Annotated in this window: 17 protein-coding genes and 1 pseudogene; 7 read left to right on the plus strand and 11 right to left on the minus strand. The window is 58.4% G+C overall.

What is annotated here, in order from left to right; genetic code table 11:
* Positions 1–38 precede the first annotated feature (38 nt).
* Complete coding sequence (gene trpB, locus ACODR6_RS11210) at positions 39–1,244, plus strand: tryptophan synthase subunit beta (RefSeq protein WP_449099155.1); 1,206 nt, start codon at positions 39–41, stop codon at positions 1,242–1,244.
* A 489-nt stretch (positions 1,245–1,733) separates the two neighbouring features.
* On the opposite strand, the pseudogene ACODR6_RS11215 reads toward trpB, so the two are convergent.
* Positions 1,734–2,752, minus strand: a pseudogene (locus tag ACODR6_RS11215) (TerC family protein).
* 165 nt (positions 2,753–2,917) lie between these two features.
* On the minus strand, positions 2,918–3,142 hold the full coding sequence (locus ACODR6_RS11220; protein ID WP_148194973.1) for a hypothetical protein: 225 nt from the start codon (positions 3,140–3,142) through the stop codon (positions 2,918–2,920).
* 59 nt (positions 3,143–3,201) lie between these two features.
* On the opposite strand from ACODR6_RS11220, the gene ACODR6_RS11225 reads away from it, so the two are divergent.
* Complete coding sequence (locus ACODR6_RS11225; RefSeq protein ID WP_246777699.1) at positions 3,202–4,161, plus strand: LysR substrate-binding domain-containing protein; 960 nt, start codon at positions 3,202–3,204, stop codon at positions 4,159–4,161.
* Between the two features lie 32 nt (positions 4,162–4,193).
* On the opposite strand, the gene ACODR6_RS11230 is transcribed toward ACODR6_RS11225, so the two are convergent.
* The 6 genes from ACODR6_RS11230 to ACODR6_RS11255 form a co-directional block, all read right to left on the minus strand.
* A complete protein-coding gene (locus tag ACODR6_RS11230) occupies positions 4,194–6,164 on the minus strand; it encodes a beta-galactosidase (protein WP_203431357.1) in 1,971 nt (656 codons plus the stop codon).
* A complete protein-coding gene (locus ACODR6_RS11235) occupies positions 6,164–7,255 on the minus strand; it encodes an ABC transporter ATP-binding protein (protein WP_203431358.1) in 1,092 nt (363 codons plus the stop codon). The genes ACODR6_RS11230 and ACODR6_RS11235 overlap by 1 nt, the downstream gene beginning before the upstream one ends.
* Positions 7,256–9,346: an alpha-galactosidase gene (locus tag ACODR6_RS11240; protein ID WP_203431359.1), complete on the minus strand. Its 2,091-nt coding sequence runs from the start codon at positions 9,344–9,346 to the stop codon at positions 7,256–7,258.
* Positions 9,343–10,194: a carbohydrate ABC transporter permease gene (locus ACODR6_RS11245; RefSeq protein WP_112717139.1), complete on the minus strand. Its 852-nt coding sequence runs from the start codon at positions 10,192–10,194 to the stop codon at positions 9,343–9,345. The genes ACODR6_RS11240 and ACODR6_RS11245 overlap by 4 nt, the downstream gene beginning before the upstream one ends.
* Entirely contained in the window at positions 10,194–11,012 is an 819-nt protein-coding gene (locus ACODR6_RS11250) for a carbohydrate ABC transporter permease (RefSeq protein ID WP_449099159.1), read from the minus strand. Before ACODR6_RS11250 ends, ACODR6_RS11245 begins: the two co-directional genes overlap by 1 nt.
* A 164-nt stretch (positions 11,013–11,176) precedes the next feature.
* Positions 11,177–12,409 (minus strand): ABC transporter substrate-binding protein, encoded by a 1,233-nt coding sequence (locus ACODR6_RS11255; RefSeq protein ID WP_203431360.1) that lies wholly within the window; start codon positions 12,407–12,409, stop codon positions 11,177–11,179.
* 146 nt (positions 12,410–12,555) lie between these two features.
* Here ACODR6_RS11255 and ACODR6_RS11260 point away from each other — a divergent pair, with 146 nt between their 5' ends.
* Positions 12,556–13,452, plus strand: coding sequence for a helix-turn-helix domain-containing protein (locus tag ACODR6_RS11260; protein WP_112717143.1), 897 nt, complete (start codon positions 12,556–12,558; stop codon positions 13,450–13,452).
* A gap of 261 nt (positions 13,453–13,713) precedes the next feature.
* Here ACODR6_RS11260 and ACODR6_RS11265 read toward each other — a convergent pair whose 3' ends face one another.
* Positions 13,714–14,592 (minus strand): LysR family transcriptional regulator, encoded by an 879-nt coding sequence (locus tag ACODR6_RS11265; RefSeq protein ID WP_112717145.1) that lies wholly within the window; start codon positions 14,590–14,592, stop codon positions 13,714–13,716.
* 94 nt (positions 14,593–14,686) lie between these two features.
* Between ACODR6_RS11265 and ACODR6_RS11270 the strand changes: the two genes are divergently transcribed.
* Genes ACODR6_RS11270 through ACODR6_RS11280 form a run of 3 tightly spaced genes read left to right on the plus strand, consistent with a single transcriptional unit; the run spans position 14,687 to position 18,925 of the window.
* Positions 14,687–16,246 (plus strand): proton-conducting transporter transmembrane domain-containing protein, encoded by a 1,560-nt coding sequence (locus tag ACODR6_RS11270; protein WP_203431361.1) that lies wholly within the window; start codon positions 14,687–14,689, stop codon positions 16,244–16,246.
* 2 nt (positions 16,247–16,248) lie between these two features.
* Entirely contained in the window at positions 16,249–18,636 is a 2,388-nt protein-coding gene (locus ACODR6_RS11275) for a YbcC family protein (RefSeq protein WP_203431362.1), read from the plus strand.
* Positions 18,637–18,658: 22 nt separating this feature from the next.
* The gene (locus ACODR6_RS11280; RefSeq protein WP_130279758.1) at positions 18,659–18,925 is read left to right on the plus strand and encodes a hypothetical protein; all 267 of its coding nucleotides are present in this window, start codon (positions 18,659–18,661) and stop codon (positions 18,923–18,925) included.
* A 171-nt stretch (positions 18,926–19,096) separates the two neighbouring features.
* Here the strand turns inward: ACODR6_RS11280 and ACODR6_RS11285 are convergent, their stop codons facing one another.
* Positions 19,097–19,996: a putative bifunctional diguanylate cyclase/phosphodiesterase gene (locus ACODR6_RS11285; RefSeq protein WP_489022548.1), complete on the minus strand. Its 900-nt coding sequence runs from the start codon at positions 19,994–19,996 to the stop codon at positions 19,097–19,099.
* On the minus strand, positions 19,951–21,240 hold the full coding sequence (locus ACODR6_RS11290) for a diguanylate cyclase domain-containing protein (RefSeq protein ID WP_489022549.1): 1,290 nt from the start codon (positions 21,238–21,240) through the stop codon (positions 19,951–19,953). Before ACODR6_RS11290 ends, ACODR6_RS11285 begins: the two co-directional genes overlap by 46 nt.
* Before the next feature lie 820 nt (positions 21,241–22,060).
* Between ACODR6_RS11290 and ACODR6_RS11295 the strand changes: the two genes are divergently transcribed.
* A complete protein-coding gene (locus tag ACODR6_RS11295) occupies positions 22,061–22,753 on the plus strand; it encodes a VIT1/CCC1 transporter family protein (RefSeq protein WP_148194963.1) in 693 nt (230 codons plus the stop codon).
* The last annotated feature ends 2 nt before the right edge of the window (positions 22,754–22,755 follow it).

Genomic DNA, 22,755 nt, shown 5'->3' on the forward strand with positions numbered 1-22,755 from the left:
AATGCAGCCAGTGGCGTAAGAGCATCAAGGAGATCATGATGCAAATGCTCACACACAACGCGCTACCGGATGATGACGGATTTTTTGGAAGATTCGGGGGACGCTTTGTGCCCGAAACGCTGATGCCCCTCCTGATCGCCCTGAGCGAAGAGTGGCAGAAAGCGAAAACAGATGCATCATTCTGGCAACAGCTCGACATGTTGTCTCGACATTATGCTGGAAGACCGAGCCCACTCTACTATGCGGAAAGACTGACAGGCCGACTGGGAGGGCCTCGTATCTATCTGAAGCGAGACGAGTTGAACCACACCGGTTCGCACAAAATCAACAACTGTCTCGGCCAGATCCTGGTTGCCCAACGCATGGGCAAGACCAGGATCATTGCGGAGACCGGTGCAGGCCAGCATGGCGTGGCCACTGCGACGATGGCCGCGCGGTTCGGTCTCGAATGCGTGATCTACATGGGCGAAACTGATGTCGAACGGCAGGCTCCCAATGTGTTTCGGATGAAGCTGCTGGGAGCCGATGTACGCCCGGTCCGCTCTGGAAACGGGACCCTGAAGGACGCTATGAACGAGGCGCTCCGCGACTGGGTCTCAAACATCGATGACACCTACTATCTCATCGGCACAGCCGCCGGTCCCCATCCCTATCCAGAGATGGTCCGAACCTTGCAATCCGTCATCGGGCGGGAGGCACGCGAGCAGATCGTAGAACTTGAAAAACGGCTTCCCGATCTATTGGTGGCCGCTGTCGGTGGTGGCTCCAATGCCATCGGCTTGTTCCATCCCTTCCTAGCCGACCGCGATGTGGCGATGCTTGGCGTCGAGCCCGCCGGAAAAGGTTTGGACACGTCGCAACACTGCGCCTCACTGACACGGGGAAGTCCTGGAGTTTTGCATGGCAACCGCACTTACCTCTTGCAGGACGAAGAGGGTCAAATAAATGAAGGACACTCGATCTCCGCTGGGCTGGACTACCCCGGGGTCGGCCCAGAGCACTCGTGGCTGAAAGACACAGGGCGCGTTTTCTACAGCTCCGCGACAGACGCTGAGGCTTTGAATGCCTTTCAATTCCTGTCTACGATCGAGGGGATCATTCCGGCCCTGGAGCCTTCGCACGCAATTGCAGAGGTGATGAAGATCGCGCCGCGCATGGAGCGCGACGAGATCATAATCGTCAACCTTTGCGGCCGCGGCGATAAGGATATTTTTACTGTGTCGGGCCTTCTGAAGCTGGAATAGCAGCTATCGATGGTAAGAACGATCTGCCCCGTCCCGAAACCTCATATTGGGACTGCAAAAACTCTTCCGTCCTTGGCCGGCAGTCCGGACTGGCAAGGTTGAGTTTTTTAATCGACCCTCGCAACGTCTATCCGGCAATCACATGATGCGGTCAGCAAGCACGCTTCTCCGATCAAACGTTGGCGGGACCGGAATAGCAACGGTCCTGGCGCCGCAAGTGCAAGTGCAGATGGCGGTGCCATGCTGACTGAGGGGCGACCGCCAGCTTGATTCTCATTCTTCCAGCAGAATAAAGGCGTGGGCCACCAGGCCCCTTGCGAAAGCGTTGTCTCTTCTGTCGATATAGCAGACTACAGCCGGAGAGGACCTCGACGCCCCGTGGGCAGTGCCAGACGTATTCGTCCTGCGTCAGCCCAGGCGATTTGCGGACGACCGCGCCGGACACCTCCCGGCGCGTATACAAAACTATAGCTGCTCCGTCGGGTTCGGCTATGTCCTGTGCGCGGTCTTCGTCCGCAGCAAGCTCCAGACGATGCCTGTTCCGATGATCAGGAACGTGATCCCAAGCGATACTGCTGCGGGAAATTTTTCCAGACCGAGCAGATCGGCCACGAAGACCTTCGACCCGATGAATATCAACACGATCGCAAGAGCCGGCTTGAGGTACTTGAACCGATGGATCATGGCAGCCAGCGCGAAGTACAGGGCGCGAAGGCCGAGAATGGCAAATATATTCGACGTGTAGACGATAAACGGATCTGTCGTGATCGCGAAGATCGCCGGCACCGAGTCGACCGCAAAAATTATGTCGGCCAGTTCCACCATGACGAGCGCCATGAATAGTGGCGTCATGAACCAGACCAGCCTGCCCGTTTTCGGATCGGGCTTTCTGACAAAGAAGTTTTGGCCATGGTGCTCATCTGTGACGTTAAAGCGGCGACGAAGGAGCTTGACCACCGGTTGTCGCCCATCTCGGGTAGACTATCGCCCACCCACAGCATCTTGACGCCAGTGACGATCAAAAAAGCCGCGAATGCATAGAGTAGCCAGGAAAATTGCGATACAAGCGTCGCACCGAGGCCGATCATGATCGCGCGAAGGACTATAACGCCGAGGACGCCCCAGAAGAGCACTCGATGCTGATAGATCCGGGGGACGGCGAAAAATGAAAAAATCAAGGCGATAACGAACACGTTGTCGAGCGCCAGCGTCTTTTCGACGACGAAGCCAGTCAGATAATTGATCCCCGGTTCGGCGCCGAGCTGCCACCAGACCCACCCTCCAAAAGTGAGTCCCAGCCCGATATACATCGACGACAGGATAAAGCTTTCGCGTACCGAAATCTCCCGGTCGTGGCGATGCAGAACGCCCAAGTCGAATACGAGAAGCGCCAAGACAATAGATAGGAACGTCAGCCACATCCAAAGTGGCTTGCCGAGCCAATCGACAAGAAGGAAGCCGTAATCCACATTTCTCTCCGACCGGTCGTTCGATACTGAATACGACATCCGACATCGCGAGAGGACCGGCTTCTCTCGCCAGAGGGGCCCGGACTGCAGGGCTCGTGGGGATGTGCCGGATAAGGCACGTCTGTTTGGCGACTTGGTTTAGCGAGCCGTCTCAACTCGGTTCACGCCCAGCGCTAACGCGTTTCTGACCAGGTCGCCGGTCCGTTACATATCCTCGAGCAGAAGAACTCGGGACATGCTGCGGCGGCGGACGACCGGAACGGTCACTGAATGTCCATCTCGGTTGCGCCGCTCGATATAGTCGACACGGTCACGCTTGCGCACGCGCGACCTCTTCCCGTTCGAACGCTGGATCCCAGTTGAGATGAGCTTGCGCTGAGCCTCCCGGCGCGACGGGCTGTTGTCGTGGAATGTAACGTTATCGTTCATCTTCGCCTCCTGACACTTTTTTCAGGACAGAGGTGGAGAGCAGTTCATGATAGCGCCAATTGATTGTTGTAATCATTGCGATAGCATGCTTCTATCGCGCAATGCCTTTTCGTCCGTCCTTTCGCCAGTTGGAATATGTGATTGCGGTAGCTGAAGCTCGGCATTTCGGTGCGGCTGCGCGTCGGTGTCATGTTTCCCAGCCGACGCTCTCGGTACAGGTGAGCGCGGTGGAAGACGGCCTGGGGATCCAGCTATTCGAGCGGACATCCAGCGGCGTAATCACGACGAAAACCGGTGAACAATTCGTGCATGGCGCCCGTATCACCCTCGCCGCAATCAACGATCTCCTTGACGCCGTTGGCCAAAGCGCCAAAACCCTCGGGGGTCTGATCAAGCTTGGAACCTCCCCGAGCTTTGGTCCTTATTTTTTGCCGACCTTTCTTCCCACGATCCATGCGGAATTTCCGGAGCTCAGGATATACATCACGGAGGATCGCCCGGCAGCGATCGAGAGCGCGGTGGTCGAGGGTATCCTCGATTGCGGGATAGGACCGGCTCTGACCGACAACACGCTGACATTCATTCCGATCGGGCGGGAAAAGCTTTATCTGGGAATACCCCGGGAGCATCGGCTTGCGGGGGCGCGGGTCGCCCGGGTGGCGGACCTTCGAGGAGAGACATTGCTCGCTCTGGGCAGCGGTAACAGGCTTTTCGAAAATGTCAGACATCTTGCTGACGCCTCCGGCGCCCAAATCGTCGACGACTATGAGGGAACGAGCCTTGACGCTATTCGGCACATGATGTCGATCGGCATGGGCTGCTCGCTCTTTCCCGAGCTCTACGCTCGATCAGAGTTTCGTCAATCTGAAGACGTTCTGCTGCTCCCATTCGTAGACTGGCAGGAGACGCGGACCATCGGGTTCTACTTCCGTGATGGCAGCGGCCGAAAAAGCCACTTCGAGGCGCTCGCACGGCATGGGAAGAATGCTGCGCGAGCGCTCGGGCTGCTTGAGGCCTGAGCCTCAGTGAGAGGAAAAACTGAACAGTGCTGTCACGGCCTCGATTGCGATGCGGTCTGCGATGTATCATCTGGTGTCCGCCACGCCGCCAGGTCGCCACCCTCGATCTTACTTGCGCCAATGATAAACTCAAATTCATGATCCAAAAGGTGTGGCTGCGGCCCGTAATTGAATGCAAATTGGATATTTCCGATGCGCCGCATGCGCACATGCTCAGGTAGGGCCTGAGGCTTCAATCCAGCCTCGTCGCACAATTGCGTGAGTGTCGATCGCAGAAGATTTTCGCTGGCCCAAACAGAAAGGTAGAAGTGATTGTTGTTCTGCGTCAGCGCAGGCCTTCCATCATCGAAGCGTGCGAGCACATTGGCCCCTGTCTGAAGATGCTCCTCCCACCTGGTTCCAAGCCCGGAAACCCGCCCATCGATGGAGCGGGAGAGACCGGGGCGCATCGAGCCGACTTGCGTGACCCGGACCCCGGTCAGATCGGCGAGCGGACCGGGCGCGAGGTTTTGAGGAATTTTGAAATTGCGGTCGCGCGAACCTGTACGGGGGCCGTATAACACCTTGCCCGTCGCTCGCAAAAGCGCCCGGTATGCCTCGTCAGATACGTGCATGAGGCATGGTACGAGTACAACGGCATAGCCCTCGAGAGAGGCGCCTGGCCTCACGAAATCGACGTCAAGCCCCAGACGCCGAACGCCCTCGTACCAGCGGAAGGCAAGTTCGTCGTACCTGAAATCTTTGCCCTGCGGCTGGATCATGGTGGCCCAGTATGTCTCATAGTCATAGACGAGAGCGACGGAAGCCTGCCCTGTTTGCGGCAGAGCGCCGATCTCTTGCAGCTCGCGCCCTACGATTTTTGCCTCTTCTCCGCCGACAGAGAGTTCGTCGAGCCCAGCCAGATTGAGGCCGGCATGCATCTGCTCTTGAGCGAAAGGCGCCTGCCGCCAGCGAAAGTAGCTGACGACTTCAGCGCCGTGGGCTAGCGCTTCCCACGTCCAGAGGCGGACCATGCCTGGCTTGGGCACCGGGTTCCAGGGCGCCCAGTTGACGGGACCCGGTTGCTGCTCCATGACCCAGAAGCGGCCTTTGCCCACGCCCCGATAAAGATCATGATGAAACGCGGCAATGTCAGGATGAGAGGTCTCAGCCCAACGGTCTCTCTCCGTCTCGTTGAAGGGAAACTTCTCCACGAAGCCGATGGGATAGCTATCCCAGGACGCCAGATCGAGATTTTCCGCAACCTGCCAGTGATCGAAGTCGTTTACGAAGCCCATGAAGTTGTGCGTGATCCAGCGGCCAGGCGAGTTACGTCGAATGATTTCGCACTGCATTTTGTCATAGGCGGCAACCTGATCGGAATGGAATCGCCAGAAGTCGAGCCTTGCCGCCGGGTTCGCCTCGGTTACGGTCATGTTTGGGAGACAGACCTCTTCGAATGAGTTGACCTCCATGGACCAGAATACCGAGCCCCAGGCCTCGTTCAACTGATCCGTCGATTGGTAGCGCAATCGCAGCCAGCGCTTGAAGGCAATGAGGTCCTCTGCCCCCCAGGAAAGGGTCGTATCGTGGCAGCCGTATTCATTGTCTGTCTGCCAGCCGACGACGCCTGGATGTTCACCGTACCGTTTGCTGACGGCCTCTACGATGCGACGCGATTGCGCCCACCAGACGTCTGATGAAAACGTGTAGTGTCGCCGCGAGCCGAAGCCGCGGGTTCGACCATGCTCGTCGACAGGTGCTATGGACGGATGGTCGTCCATAAGCCATTTAGGCGGCGTCGCAGTCGGTGTGCCCAGGACGATTTTGAGGTCTGCGGCATGCAGGACGTCTATCGCACGATCAAGCCAATTAAACTGGAAATCGCCACGCCTGGGCTCCAGTCTTGACCAGGCAAACTCACCGATCCTGACGAATGATATGCCGATCTGCCGCATACGCTCGGCATCAGCTTTCCACCGGCTTTCATGCCAGTGTTCCGGATAATAGCAAACACCAAGCATCAGCGCGTCAGATCCCCATTGATAACTGCGACACCATTAGCGTCGAAGACGTGACAAGCCCGGGCGGGAATGGCAACGGCGATTTTGTCGCCCGGTCGTGCTGTAGAAAGGCCATCAGCCTTGGCGGTTATCCCGCTGTTTTCTGTAAGCGTTATGTGAAGCATCGTCTCCGATCCCAGCCGTTCGGCGAGCCTTACCGTTCCGTCGAGCAGCACGTCGCCTTCCTGGCTTTCCAGATGTTCCGGCCTGATGCCCAAAGTAACTTCTTGACCCGAGCGCACCGCACCGCTTCCCGCGACATCGATCGACGCTCCGCCAGGCAGCGTCACTCGTATGCCGCCATCTATCGCCGATGCTACCGCCTTGAGAAAGTTCATTTTCGGGGAGCCGATAAAGCCCGCCACAAACATGTTCTTGGGACGGTGATAGAGTTCCATAGGTGTCCCGACTTGCTCGACCAGGCCAGCCTGAAGCACAACGATTTTATCGGCCATCGTCATGGCCTCCACCTGATCGTGCGTCACGTAGATCATGGTGGATTTCAAGTCCTGATGCAGCTTGCTGATTTCGGTGCGCATCTGAACACGCAGCGAGGCGTCGAGATTCGACAGGGGTTCGTCAAACAGAAAAACTTCCGGATTACGGACGATCGCACGACCAATGGCGACGCGCTGGCGCTGGCCTCCCGAAAGTTGCGAGGGCTTTCGATCGAGTAGAGCCTCAAGCTGCAGCATTACAGCGGCCTGCCGTATCCGCTCGGTGATCATCGCCTTCGGATGGCCGGTCATCTTCAAGCCGAATCCGATATTTTCTGCGACGGTCATGTGAGGATAGAGCGCATAGGACTGAAAGACCATCGCGACGCCGCGCTGCACCGTACCGACCCGTGTCATGTCCTTGCCGTCGATCGCGAGCTTGCCCGACGAAATGTCTTCAAGACCGGCGATCATGCGCAGGAGCGTGGATTTCCCGCAACCGGACGGTCCGACAAAAACGCAAAACTCTCCGTCCGCTATATCAAGGTCGACACCTTTGATCACTGCGGCTGAGCCAAAGCTTTTGGTCACGCCTTCCAGCGTCACAGCACCCATTCAATGCACTCCTGCTACGGGTTCAAGTTCAAGGATCAAGCCGCTCTCCGGTCTCAGCATTGGCAGCGGCAGTCCCAGCTCGGTGAGGTCCGGGATCGAGAACGAAAGCTCGCCCCTCAATAAACGACGCTGCATGTCCGACACTCGGATGAAATCGGGTTCTGCAGGGTGGATCGCCTTGACCCTCCACGAGCGGTCGTCATGTTGAGGCGCCGGCACCCTCAGCGGCGGAGGCTGCTCTGCGACCATCTGCGGCCCCTGCGCGACGAACACTGCCATGCGGTCGTTGTCCGCTGCCCCCCAGACGTAGCGGCCATCTTCAGGCGCCATCCGGAACTGTGCGTCCGGAGCATGAAGCAGCGGCCGCAAGTCCTTGTGCAGTTTGATCCAGCGCGACAATTCGACCCTGTCGTCCTCGGAGAGAGCGACCGGATCCAATTCGACGCCCAGATGGTAGGCGAGCGCGACGATCGCTCTGAAGGAAAGCGACAAACGACGAGCCGTCTGGTGGTTCGGCGAGGCTGCGATATGCGCCCCCAGGATCTCGGGCGGTAGCAAAGACGACGCACCGCGTTGAATCTCCAACCGCTCTAGCGCGTCAGTGCAGTCCGATGTCCAGACCCGGTGCGTGTAACGAAGGACGCCGAAGTCTATCCGTCCGCCTCCCGAAGCGCAGGATTCGATCTCCACATGCGGGAAAGCCGACCTAATGCGGTGCATCAGAGTATACACCGCTTGCGTCTGCGCAGAGGTTCGCGCCGTGCCGTCGCGGCCGCCCACATGGGTCAAGTCGCGATTCATGTCCCATTTCACGTATGATATGGCGTGCTTCGAAAGCAAAGCCGAAATCGCCCCGTAAAGGTATTCGCCGACCTCCGGCCTACTGAGGTCGAGAACCAACTGGTTCCTGGAGAGGAGCAATGGGCGACCGTCAACCTGAAGAACCCATTCGGGATGAGCCCTGAACAGGTCGGATTGAGGACTCACCATTTCAGGTTCGAACCAGATGCCGAATTCCATCCCCAGTCCAATGACATGATCGACAAGCGGCGTCAGGCCATCGGGATACTTGCGGCTGTCGACAGTCCAGTCGCCGAGGCTTGTCGTGTCGTCGTCCCGCTTGCCAAACCAGCCGTCGTCGAGCACGAAACGCTCAATCCCGAGTGCCGCCGCAGCGTCTGCCTGCGCTTTGAGCGAATCCAGACGGTGATCGAAGTAGTTCCCCTCCCAAGTGTTCAACATGACCGGACGAGGCTTCATTATCCCCTTGGGCCAGAGCAATAGCTCATCACGGACGAACGCATGGAAGCAGGCGTCGTCGCTGCAAGCGTACGCGACTGGGCTGCTATAGGTCGCGCCCCTCTTAAGCCTGATCTCGCCCGGCTCGAAAAGCTCGCCAAGGTGGACAAGACGCCGGCCGTCGTCGAGAACATCCACGGCGATCACGTGATTGCCACTCCATCCAAGATGGAACAAGAGGTTTTGCGTTCCTACCTCTACCGAGATAAGTGGAGGCTTGTCGTGGGACGTTCGCCCGCGTCTGTTTTCCTGTAGCCAGAGCGAGTGATCGACGCGACACGACCTCGATTGGAACTCGCGTCCCCACATGCCCGTGAAGTAATTCAGCGTAGCCTCCCCCTGCGGAAGAAGAAAGCTCGCGGCCATGCAGCGATCCACCGTGTATTCTGCGCCGCGGTTCGTGAGGAAGGTCGACATGGACAGGACACCAGAGTTACTCATACAGATGTTGATTGCGATCTCGATCGCCGCCACCGGATCTACGGCGTGCAGAGTAGTCGTCGATCCGTCGTGCCTGGCCTTCCAATCCCGGAACTGTAGAACGAAGTCTCGTCCGTCACGATGGCCTGAAATGGCAGGCCAACCGAAATAACCGAGGCCTCCTGTCGGTAGAAGGACCGCCGAAGGCCCGGCCTCATCCATGCCGTTGACCCGGCTCGACCGCATATCGTCGCGCCAAATCCGGCCCGTCGCAGCTTTCAACCCAAAGGAAATGATTTCCGGCATCCCTGCTGTGGGTAGACCAATTACGAGGGAAAGCGGGCCGCTCGTCATTGTGACGATCTCAGTCATCCTTTGGTTGCTCCAAGAGTAAGCCCGGCGATGAAGTGCCGTTGCATGAAAAAGAACATCAGGACCGGGGGCATCGCCGCCACGATCGAACCGGCAGAAACCAGGTGCCAGGCAGCGACCCACTGACCGTTCAGAGAGTTCAGTCCGGCCGTGACCGGCATGGCTGCCTGACCCTGCACGAGGACAGTTGCCCAGAAATAGTCGTTCCAGACGAAGGTGAAGATAAGAACCGAGAGCGCTGCGATGGCCGGTCGCATCAGGGGAAGAACGATGTGCCGGAATATCTTCCATTCGGAGACGCCTTCAACTCTCGCCGCCTCGATGAGCGCGAAGGGCAGACCCTTGATGAAGTTTCTCATGAACAAAGTGCAGAAACCCGTCTGGAAAGCGACGTGGAAAAGGACCAGGCCGGTCACGGTGTCATAAAGACCCATCTTAAGAGTAAGATCGCGGACTGGAACCATGAGGATCTGGAACGGAATAAAGTTGCCGGCAACGAAGACGAAGAACAGGAAGAGGCTTCCGCGGAAGCGATAGACCGCAAGCGCGAACCCACATAGGCACGACAGTCCGACTGCGCCAATCACGGTTGGAACGGTGATTTTGAACGAATTAAGGATATACCAGCCGATCGGAGAATCCCGGAAGACTGAGGTGTAGTTCTCGACGCCGGCGAAGCCGGAAGGCATGCCGAAATAGTTGCCAGCAGCGAGATCACCGGATGGGCGGATCGAGGTGAGTGCGACCCCGATAAGAGGAAGAAGCCAAATGACCAGCAGTATCGGCAAGAGGATCTGATAGGCCCATGAAATCCAGGGCGACGCTTTTTGAACTGGTGTCGGAAACATCACGCGTTCCTTTCCTGCCGGATCATGCGAACGAGGAAGAAGGTGATGAAGACCATCATGATCACGAACAGGACGACGGCGATCGCCGCACCGTAGCCCATTCGGAAGCCGTATTCCGACAAAGCTTCCTCGTACATGTAGTAGGAAAGCACACGGCTGGACCCGTACGGTCCTCCGGCAGTCATCACCGAAACGAGATCGAACGAACGTAGCGCGCCAATAACGGTGACGACAACGGCAATGAAGGTCGCCGGCCGAAGCTGGGGCAGAACGATGTGCCAGAACAGGCTCCAGCCCTTTGCACTGTCCATGCGCCCTGCCTCGACCTGCTCGGGGTTGATGTTGTTGAGGCCGGTTAGGTAGAGGATCATGCAATAGGCGATCTGCGGCCAGAGACCGGCCGCGATGATGCCGTAGGTCACGAAACGCTCGTCGGCGAGAATGGCGACCTCGGTGCCCGTCAGCGAATGTATCAGGGCGGAGAACAGGCCGAAGTTCGGCGCGTAGAACCAGGTGAATATAAGTCCAACGACGACTTGGCTGATCACGAAAGGAAAGAAGAAGAGCGACTTGTAGATGCGAATACCCGCAACCGTCTGGTTCAGGAACAGCGCCGCTGCGAGCCCGGCAGGCACGGCGAGGAGATAGAGGATCAGCCAGATAAGATTGTTCTCGAGCGAAGTGTAGAAGGCATCGTCACCGAGAAGTTCGACATAGTTGCCAAGGCCGATCCATGTCATGGCGCCAAGGCCATCCCAGTCGTGAAAGCTGATCCACACCGACTGCGCTACAGGTGCGATCACATAGACAAGAAACATCAGCGCGCCTGGCGCAAGAAACAAAACTGGAGCCCAGTGGCGCTGGTTTTTTGACCACATGCCGGCTGGGGTCGCTTTTCGGACGACCATTGTTATTTCCTCAACGAAAGGCGCTGCCGGAATGGGGAGAGTCATCCGGCAGCGTAGGTTCAGAAGGCTTTGCTTCACTTGTAGGCGCGGGCGCGAACCTTATCGAGCCGCTCAAGGATCGCGTCGAGCTTGTCCGGCTTCACCATGAACTGCTGGAAGCCTTCCATGCCGGCTTTTGCCATGTCCGCCGGCGCATCACGATCGTAGAACTGAGCAAGTGCGTGCGCGCTCGAAAGCATCGTGAAGCCTGCTTCCAGGAACTTGTCCTCAGGCTTTGGAGCCTTGTTATTGACCGGAAGCTGTCCGAGCGTGGCATTCATCTTCGCCTGAGCCTCCGGAGAGCCCAGATACGCGAGGAACGTCCTGGCGTCCTTCTTGTTTTTGGCTGCGGCCGGAATGTGGAAGGTGTCGGTGGGCGCCTCTTCGGAAACCGGAAGACCGGCAGTGATCTGCGGGAATTGCAGGAAGCCGATTTGGTCTTCCTTCAATCCGCCGTCCTTCATCGGCGCGACCGCAAAATTCCCCATGAGATACATGGCGGCCTTGCCCTGAACGAACTGGGGGATCGCGTCCTGCCAGTCAAGTGCTGCGTGGTTCTCGATGAAGTAGCCCGGCTTTACAAGCTCCGCCCACTTGTCAAAGACCGCCTTCACCTTTGGATCCGTGTAGGCGACCTTCCCAGAGGTCAGGTCCATGTGAAATTCGTAGCCGTTGACGCGCAGATCGAGGTAGTCGAACCAGCCGCCCGTCGGCCAGAGCGCCTTGGTCCCGATTGCGAATGGGGTAATGCCATCGGCTTTCAATTTCGCGCAGGCAGCAATCAATTCATCCCAGCTCTTCGGCGGCTCGATGCCCTTGTCCTTGAAGATGTCGGCGCGGTAGTAGATGCCCCATTGGTAATAGGTATAAGGCACGCCCCACTTCTTGCCGTCGATGGTCATGGACGCCGCGGCGGACTTCAACTGGTCGTCGAAGCCGTTTGATTTCCAGACGTCCGTCACGTCATCGAACAGCCCGGCCTTCACGAACGGTTCCATGCGGTTACCTGCATACCAGGCCACGACATCAGGCGCATCGGCAGTCAGGAAGTTCCTGATCGCCGACTTGTAGCCTTCGTGGTCGAAGTTGTTCCACTTGACCTTGATGTCGGGGTTTTTGGCCTGGAAATCGGCAATCAGCTCCTCCATTGCCTTTTTCGGGGCGGGATCCGACTGATCCGAATTGAGAACGAGCTCGCCGGCCCAGGCGCCGGACGCCATGAAAGCCGTGCTCATCGCGAATGCATAAATATAGTTCTTAAAGGTCATTTCTTCCTCCCTGACCGATATACAGCGGGCCGTCCGAGTACCTCCGGCCCTTGCCATAGCCACATCACATCGCGCAGAATTCTGCTACCGCTCTTGAAGCATACGCTTCCTGGATACTAAGATGTCCGCGTTTTACAGGAGAAGGCATGTTCGAGGACGAATCCATTCCGGTGCATTCCGGCGCGACGAGACACCCGCTGGTCGTATTCGGAGATCATCGCTTCTGTGCGGGCGAGCGCCTTGACGTGCGCCGCATGAGCGGTCCTCACATGCACAGCCAGGTCGAGATCAACCTCGTCCTTGAAGGGCGTATGACCTACTGGTTGGATGGACGACTCCTTCAGATCTCGGAAGGCCAGCTTTGTCTCTTCTGGGGAATGGTCCCCCATCAAGTCACTGAGGTGACCGACCCGACGAACTTCGTTTGCCTATACGTCCCGATGAGCGTTCTTGTGAACTTGCACGGCCTGGCACCATTTCGAGACGCCGTCTTCAGGGGCGCGCTGATCGAAGCAATCAGCGTCAGAAGCTTTGACAGGGACATGTTCCTGCGCTGGCGCGAGGAGCTGCTGTCGGGCGATCAGGAAGTCGAGCAGATCGTCAGGGATGAGCTCGTGGCGCGCATCCGACGGATCGGACGGGATGGCTGGCGTGATCTGCGGGAACAGGGCTCCGCTCTCGTATCGTCTCGTGATATGGACGCCGACAGGCTGCCGAAAGTCGAGGTGATGCTGAGATATATCGCCGAACACGCCCTTGGCCCAATCGACATCGCCGCTGTCGGGGCCGCGGCGGGGCTTCATCCAAACTACGCCATGACGGTCTTCAAGAAGACAGTCGGCATGACAATGCATCAGGCTGTTACACGACATCGGCTGGACACAGCGCAGTCCCTTCTGATCTCCTCCGAGCTACCGATCGCTTCTGTTGCGTTCGAAAGCGGCTTTGGGTCGCTCTCCCGCTTTTACGATGCCTTCGAGACCCGCTTCGAAACGACGCCAGCGAAGTATCGCGAAGGTTTTGTCTCATCGCTGCGATGCTGACCAGCTTCAAAACGCCGGAAAGAAGGTCATCTTCTCAGTCCAGTTCTGGCTCACGAAAGGAATGCAACGTTTGGTGCCTGCTGGCCGAAGTCTTGACCGGAGGCTAGAATGGATTGCAAACCGATCGAAAGCAGACCGTTTGCCCCACCCCACCGTGTCACGGCAGGACGTCAGGCTGCGAAAGGTTCAGCGAACGGAGGGCGATACTGGACGGTCTGCAGCGGATGAGCGGTATGTGAAAAGGGGTCGAGTAACCCGGCGTCAATCATGATCTCGCTTTAGCAACAGCGCTGCCAGCGGGTTTGGAAACCGCCTTCGCACGGTAACCGCATAGAATGTTTCGATGATGCTCGGCAGGACGTCAAACTGGATCAACTCACCGGTCTGAAGCTCGCCCTTGACGACGATCGGGGGAAGAACCGCAAGTCCGGCCCCTGCCCGCGCCAGCAAACGCATCATTGCCATATCGTCGACCTCGGCGGCAATTTGCGGCTGGACGCCCAGGCCGGAGACGATGGCGTCGAACTGGAAGCGAACGCCACTCTCCGGTGTTGGGAGGATCAATGGATATGCAGCCAGAAGCTCCTTTACCGATGCGCCGGTTCGGGCGTGAAACGGCTTTCCGACAAGGCTGACGGGTTGCTCGTATACGTGCTGGGCGATCAAGCCGGAGATCGGATCAGCCGCGGGAGACTTGTTCAACAAGACGATGTCGAGGCTCAGTGTCTGCAACGCCTCTATCAGCTCGCGCGAGCTGCCAGATCGAAGAACCAGGTCTACATCCGGACGACCCAGGATCGGTTGAAGGAACTCCATCTGAAAATTGCGCGACAATGTCGCCAATGCCCCGATGCGAACAGTGCGTCTGGTTGCTCCACTTTCCCGAAGCGTGGCGATCAGTTCGTCGCCTGCCGCAAAGATGGTATCTGCATGATCGAGTGCGATACGTCCCGCCTCGGTGAGGTGGAGCTGACGCCCCCGCCGCTCGAACAAAGCGTGGCCCAATCGCTCCTCCAGAAGCTTGATCTGGAGAGACAGGGCCGACTGGGAAACATTGAGGAGCGAGGCGGCGCGGGTGAGGTTTGCCTCATGTGCAACGGCCCAGAAGTAGCGGAGATGATGATAGTTGAGGTCTGCCATCGTTCTATTTAAAAGAACGAAATTACGCAATCAATGTATTTTTAACGAGCCACGGCGTGGGATAGGTCCTCCTTGAGCATAACAGGAGCCGACTTTGATTTACCTCACGCCACTCGCTTGTCCGACAATATTCCTGCTGGCCGCTGCCTATGCGTTTAGTCCGCGAGCGAAACCTCGCACCGCAGCGACTATCGTTGAGAATGCCGCGATCGCTGCGCTTCTGGTGTCGGCATTTTGTGTCGCTATCCTCCTGGGCCTTGGTGCCGGCACCTCCACCGGTGCCGGCGGCCATTTCGATATTCTGGCCTCACGCATCGACGTCGTCAGTGTGGCAATGCTTCTTCTCGTCTCATTCATATCATGGACGGTCGTGCGCTATTCTCAGATAGCGCTGGATACGGAGAATGGGCAGGCGCGCTTCATGGGGTGGATGGCGACAACGATCGCTGCGGTTCTTCTTGCCGTCCAATCAGAATCCTTTGCCGGACTGCTGGTAGGATGGGTGGGCTCGTCCATTGCACTAAACAAACTTCTTTTGTTCTATCCTGATAGACCCCAGGCTAGAAAAGCTGCGCATCAGGCCTTCCTGTTTGCCCGTGGGAGCGACCTTGCCATGGTCGCGGCGCTTGTCTTGCTTTGGTGGACGGATGGCGGCCTTCAGCTCTCATCGCTCCAGGTCTCCCAATCAACCAGCGTGATCCACTGGGCGGCAGGGCTGCTGGCCGTTGCAGCGCTCCTGCGCTCGGCACAGTTTCCCACACACGGGTGGCTCACCCAAGTCATGGAGACCCCGACCCCGGTCTCGGCACTGCTGCATGCGGGCGTTGTCAACGGCGGCGGTTTTCTGCTCATTCGGTTCGCCGACATCATGGTCCAGGCACCAGCCGTCCTTGCAGCCCTGATCATTCTTGGAGGCTTTACGGCACTGTTCGGCAGTGTTGTCATGCTGACGCAGCCGGCAATCAAGACGTCACTGGCCTGGTCGACCGTCGCGCAGATGGGTTTCATGATTCTGCAGTGTGGCCTCGCTCTCTTCCCGCTCGCGCTTCTCCATATCATTGCCCACTCGCTCTATAAGGCTCACGCTTTTCTGGCGTCAGGCTCGGCTGTTGAACAGGTTCTTGCAACGCGTCGACCCGGACCCGTTTCCTCACCAAGCATGTTGGCGGTCGGAAAGTCTTTCGCCATTGCGATAGGGGTTTACCTGTTCATCGGCATCGCCTTCGGCATCACCGAAAAACCGCCGCAGGCGATTGCCCTTGGCACGATCCTCATTTTTGGCATCGCCTACCTTGTCGCACAGGGAATGGCGGAGACCGCGCCGAGATCGCTGACCTTGCGCACCACCATGTTCTCACTCTGCACCGCCGTCGCCTACTTTGCCCTGCAGCATTTACTGGAGCGGCTGACAGCGGGCGCCCTTCCTGCCCCTCCGCCGGCCGGTCCCCTTGAATGGACGTTGATCGTCCTCGCACTCCTATCGTTCGGCGCGGTCGCCGTTATGCAGGCGCTGCTGCCAAAATGGGCCCATCATCCCGCTTGCGCTGGCTTGCGCGTCCACGTCTCAAACGGCTTTTACGTGCAGCCGATCGTCGACAAACTCCTGCGCTCCACCGGCGCGATTTCCGCCGCCCAAACAATCACCAAGGACTGACCATGCAACTGCAAACAGCTCACAACCACGATCTTCTTCTCGTCGCAGAAGCTGCAGTCCGGGCGATCCCTCCCGCCTGGCCGCTCGAAGCCACTGTTGCCGTCAACCCTTTCCTGGGCCAGGCAAACGAGAGCCTGGAAAATGTCTCGGCGCTGTTCCAAAGGCTTGCCGGCATCCGACTTGCCCCGCCGCGTTTCTATTACGTCCAAAAGCTACGCGATGGGACCATCCGTGATGATGATATTGTCGGCGCGATCGCCTCACGTGAATCGTTTGCAAAACTGGATCTTGCGCAGATAAAACAAGGTGTTTCGAACGAGCCTGTCAGCTCCGCACCCCTTCCGTCGCTTGCCAGCATCGCCGCGGCCTTTGACGGGAGGGACTGGGAGGGATTGATTGGCGATCGCATATCGAGCTTTGCCAGCGGCTATTTCGACGCCGGGCAAGCTCTATGGGCGGCCCCGCAAGATCAGGGGCTGTTTGCAAGCTGGCGTCACTTCGCGATGCATGACCTGACGCCGGAGTTGTCGGGGCTGAGCGGTTTTGCGTCTCACGTCGCTCACGCTGCCGCAACCGCAGATGCCGCATTTTCAAATGCGTGCCGAGGGCTCGGGATTGGCGAACCGGGAACATATTTTCATCAGCTCCTGGTGAGCATGGGCGGCTGGGCCCAGCACGCCCGGCACCTGAACTGGCTCGCTGAACGAGATGGAAATCGCGACACAACACTATTCGAGCTACTCACCGTCCGCCTGGTGTTCGAAGAGGCGCTCTACAAGATTAGTCCCGCCGACGTCAGGACGCGTTGGTCCGAAGCGCTCGCTGCTCATCGTCAACCGATATCGCCAGGCGTTGAAGACCTGATCGATGCGGTGCTACAAACAGCCACAGAACGCGCCTACCAGCGCGAACTCAAGAGCTTGCTTGAAGAGAGGTGCGACAGTCGCCAGCGGACGGGACGACCGAGCCTTCAGGCAGCCTTCTGCATCGACGTACGCTCGGAAACGTTCAGGCGAGCGCTCGAAAGCGCCGACGCTGGTATCCAGACGCGCGGTTTTGCCGGCTTTTTCGGTGTGGGCGCCAGTTTCCGGCGCCGGGGCACTGTCACCTCGGAAAATCGGCTACCGGTGCTGGTTGAGCCTTCGGTCTTCGCGTGCGAAGCTTCCAGTGCCAGCAAGGATCGGGGTGCGCAGATAACCGCCCGTGCCAAGCGTGCTTGGAGCCGATTCAAGGTCGCCGCAGTCTCCTCCTTTGCCTTTGTCGAAGCGGCCGGTCCCCTGGCTGCCCTGCCCCTCATTCTATCGACCTTGGCAACAGGCAAGGCGGGCAACAAGGTCTACCCGCTGCAACTCTCCGATCAAATGACTGCGGAAAGAAAGACGGACGTCGCGGAGGGTGCTTTGCGCGGGATGGGCCTCATCACCGATTTCGCGCCCATCGTTCTGCTGGTCGGACACGGTTCAAAGGTCGTCAACAATCCCTTTGCCAGCGCTCTGCAATGCGGGGCATGTGGTGGCCATGCAGGCGATGTCAGCGCGCGGCTGCTGGCGATGATGCTGAACGAAGTCGATGTCAGAAACGGCCTGGCTGCGAGGGGGATCGACGTTCCGACCGACACTGTCTTCGTCGGCGCGCTCCATGACACTGCGTCGGACGATGTGACGCTTTTTGAAAGCGACCTTCCAGAAGGCATCGAAAGATCCGCGCTGACCACCGTAGGAACGTGGCTCCAGCAAGCCGGTGACCTCGCGCGCGCAGAGCGGACGGGTCGCCTGCGCGGATCGTCAGCAGACACGATCGGCACACGTGGCCGTCAATGGGCCCAGATGCGGCCGGAAGCCGGGCTTGCCGGCTGCTCGGCCTTCATAGCGGCGCCGCGCACCAGGACGCGGGGACGTTCTCTCGGCGGACGGGTCTTCCTGCATGACTACGAATGGCACCGTGATGTCGACTTCAAAATCCTGGAGCTGATCCTGACTGCCCCGGTCGTCGTGGCCAGTTGGATCGGGTTGCAATATTTTGGCTCCGCGGTTGCCCCGTCGCTGTTCGGGTCTGGAAACAAATTGCTGCACAACGCGGTGGGCGGCATCGGCGTTCTGGAGGGAAACGGCGGAAACTTGCGGACGGGGCTGCCCTGGCAATCAGTTCACGACGGTGCGAATTTGATGCACGACCCGAAACGGCTCACTGTGGCGCTGGAGGCGCCCAAGGAAGAGATAGCAGTGGTTCTGCGCCGGCACCCATCTGTCCAATCGCTCTTCGACAACGGATGGATGCACCTCATTGTCCTCAACGAGGAAGGACGGCTGGCCTGGCGCTATCGTGCCGGCTGCAACTGGGAGCCGGTCGAGGGCCCGAATGAAGACGCCGGCCTTGCGCAGGTTGCATGAAAAGCGTTGCGGAAGAAAGCCGATGAAGCCCGAGGAAACAGCAACGGACGAGGCTCCAGCCGTATGCCTCAACGTGCTGCAGGAGCTGATCGAGGATGGGTGGATCGGCTCGGATGAAGAGCGCATTTCGGTGCGAGCACTTTTGATCGACTTCCACGGCCACGGTGTAATCAGCCATTCCACGCTGCGCAGGCTTGCTCTCTCGAAGGCGGTCAACAGATTGATCAGGGAAAAGCCGAGCCTACTGAAAGTCCGCCCCTCCTACTACGGGTGGGGCCGAGGCCTCTAAGGTCGCAAGAGGGTCCTAACCCTCGCAGCCGGGAAAATACGTGATAAAAAGGTCCTTGTGCGTGATCTTACGAACCTCGTGGACTGCGGCTTTATTAGAGCCGCGCAACGATCTGATTTGGCGACGGCGGGAGGGTAATGACCTTTCGCCAAGACAAGCGCCATGCGCTGCTCAAATCCATAAGAGATTGCAGAGAGGGGAGCGACGCCCCGACGGAACCATTGCTCCGCCCTCGACCTTTGGCGTCTTGTCGGCCCTTATCTGCCAGCGGGGTGGACCCCCTGCCACGTTGGTGCGTTCAGGCGGCGTCAACGAAAAAGCAACGTCTGTATGCGGCACCGGTCGACCGTAAAGATAGCCCTGTAGCTCATGGCAACCGAGGCCGCGCAGAAATGCGGCCTGCTCGGGACGCTCTACGCCTTCGGCGATCACTTTCATGTCGAGGCAGTCGGCCAGCAGAAGGGTTGCCTTGACGATGGCCTGGGAGACGGTGTTCGCATTGATGTCCTTTATAAAGGAGCGATCGATCTTGACCTTGTCGAAGGGAAAGATCTGCAAGGTAGACAATGACGAATATCCCGTGCCGAAATCATCCATGGCGATCTGAACCCCCAGTTCCTTCAGCTCAGTGATCACCGCAAGCGCGCGCTCCCGGTCCTCGATGACGCTCGCCTCTGTTATCTCAAGCTCTAGCCGCTGCGCAGGCAACCCCGAGCCTTGCAATATCTCTGCCAGCATCGACCGAAATCCTGGTTCTCCAAGCTGCGCCGAGGCGATGTTAACGGCGACTCTGACCGGAAGCGGCCATGATGCCGCCTGACTGCAGGCACAGACCAAAACCCATCTTCCGATCGGGACGATCAGCCCGGTTTCCTCTGCGATAGGGATAAACTCCGAAGGCGGGATCAAGCCCCTTTGCGGATGGTTCCAGCGCAGGAGCGCTTCCAGACCCAGTATGTCTCCGGAAGCTGCGTTCACCTGGGGCTGAAAATGCAAAACAAATTCGTCCCTGTCCAAGGCAACCCTTAGATCCGCAGCAAGCGCCGTCCTGTCGCGTCGCTTTTCGTCCATGGAGAATTCGTATCTGCAGAATCGGCTGCCGCCGGAGCGCTTTGCGCGGTACATAGCAGAACCTGCCGTGCTATCAGCTCCTCGACATCCGAAGCATCCGTGGGGTAAACCGACACGCCAACGCTTGCACCGACAGACAAAAGCGAAGGCTGCGAGCCGTCGCTTCTGACGATCGCGCGCAGCACCCGCATCGAAAATTCCTCGACGTCTTGATCCGCTGCGATGTTGTGCCTGACCACGACGAATTCATCCCCGCCCATGCGAACCGCGAATTCGTTTGGTCCAAGCGAAGCCGACAGGCTCCGAGCGACATCTTGCAACAGTTCGTCACCGGCTTGATGTCCCCTGACGTCGTTGACCTCTTTGAAATGGTCGAGATCAACGACCGCCAGTGCAAGACGCCCAGGCCGGCACGTCGCCACATCCAAAAGCCTCGTCAGCTCGTCATAGAGATGGGCTCGGTTTGGCAAGCCTGTCAGAGCATCGTGGTGCGCAGCGAAACGATACGCTTCGAGAAGCTCGCGTTGCGCGCGTGCGTCAGTTACAATAACGACTGCTCCCGCAAAAATGATCGCGGCGCCGACCACCAGAACCGCCAGCATGCTATTGGATAGCGTACCGTTCGCAGCAGCCTGCAACGGCCCGGGTTCGATCGTGACCGCAGTCATTGCCGTGAAGTGAGCACTGCAGATGGCCAGTGTCATAAGGACAAGGCCAAGACCGAGGCCTATCCTTGAACGCAGACGGATCAGGGTAACCATCGTCGCGACCCCGAAGCCAAACGCCAATGCCGCTGCCGCGACGAGCATACGGCGGTCCCAGAAAAGCGCGTCGGCGTTCCTTAGCCCCGTCATCCCAACGAAATGCATGGAAAGGATTGCGCCGGCAAGACAGAGGCCCGAAACGCACGGTATCGCGGGTCTCGACAGGTTGATCGCGATAGTAAAGGCGGCGACTGAAAACAGTGCCGCAAGAAGGAGCGACCCGACAGTCAGGTAGGGATCAAATGCCAACTCTGTCGGCATTTTGAACCCTAGCATTGCCACGAAATGCGTCGTCCAAATGGACAGACCTCCGGAGATGCCCGCGACAATAGCGCCGGAGAGACGTGACGTGGCGGGAGAACGAACGGCCTGATCGAAAAGTCTGGCGGTGACCGTACACATCAACATGCAAAGAACGGCCGCGGCTAAAACATAGGCGAGATTATGCTCGTAAGCGATACATGACATAACTCTCAGCACTTCGAACTCCCGAAAATATGACTTTCAATAACATCGCTAGAAAAGTCGTCGGCCCGCCCCTCACGCGAAGCTCACCCTTCTCTCCCACGCTTGCGATTTTTCGCACCGAATCTTTTAGGCCCCGTTAACGTCACAACCCAGGAAAGGCAAAGCAGCTTGCCAGGGTGCCTTTCAGCACGCCTGTGGCGAGTTCGCGACTGACGCGAAGCTGACAATCTGAACATGCAAAGCGGAACCGGCGTTCTTCAAACGAGGCTTTGCAAGCCGCGACCTGCGATAAAGAAACTCGATCAGTGGACGCTGCGCGTGAAACGATCTTTCGTCCGGCGCGACACGATTGCCTTCCCGGCATCCGTGAGGGTCAGATCTGGCCCTATGAGACCAAGTTCCTCCAGCGATGCCAGACTGGTCGATGTTTCAGGAAGACGTCTGAGCTTGCTTGTATCGTCGAGCATTTCGAGAACTGCTCAGGGGTAAGTCGCTTCATCTCTATGACAGCCTTCGGCGGGTGATGAGGGGCGCCAACGCTTATCACGATTGCGATCTGCAAAACTATACCTCAGAAGGCATCTTTCCGGAGATCTGCAATATATCGTGAGGAATGCGTCCGCGCCGGTCTCTCGGTCACCAGGAAGGAATGCAGGCGCAAGGGCATTGGCCAAGAATGAGCCGCGCGGCAAGGATCGCGACTTCCTTCGCAGCATCTTCCCACGACCAAGGCAGCCGCGCATCGGAGCTATGCGGGTCCGCGACTGGATTTTGCGTGACCTTCCGAGATAACATTTGAAGCAGTTTCAACCGCCTTTAGCGACGGTGGGCCATGCACAGGCATATCGAAAAGCATTCGATCGAGCGGATAGGCTGGCTGCGGGCAGCGGTTCTCGGCGCAAATGACGGCATCATTTCAACCGCCAGCTTGATGGTCGGCGTAGCATCGGCATCCACTTCAACCTCACAGGTGCTTGTTGCCGGCTTCGCCTCGCTCGCCGCTGGCGCTATGGCTATGGCGGCGGGCGAATATGTTTCCGTCAGCTCCCAGGCTGATACCGAGGCTGCCGATCTCGCGCGCGAACGGCGTGAGCTCGACGATCAGCCTGAACACGAACTGGTTGAACTCGCCGAGATTTACGAAGCGCGTGGCGTCTCCAAGGAATTGGCGCTTCAGGTCGCCCGACAGTTGACCGCTCATGACGCCCTGCATGCGCACGCACGAGACGAGCTCGGTATCACTGAGACGTCTACGGCACAGCCCGTTCAAGCCGCCTTGACCTCGGCCTTGACGTTCTCAGCCGGCGCAATCGTTCCCGTCCTCACCGCAATTTTGGCGCCGCCTCATTCAATTCAACTCGCAATCCCGGTCATATCTCTGATATTCCTCGCAGCGCTCGGCACTGTCAGTGCCAGGGCGGGCGGCGCCGGTATCATCAAGCCAACGATCAGGGTAGCGTTCTGGGGAGCCATGGCCATGGTCGTCACCGGTCTCGTTGGCGCCTTGATCGGCAAGGCACTCTGACA

It is taken from the genome of Rhizobium sp. FG96 (assembly GCF_057808655.1).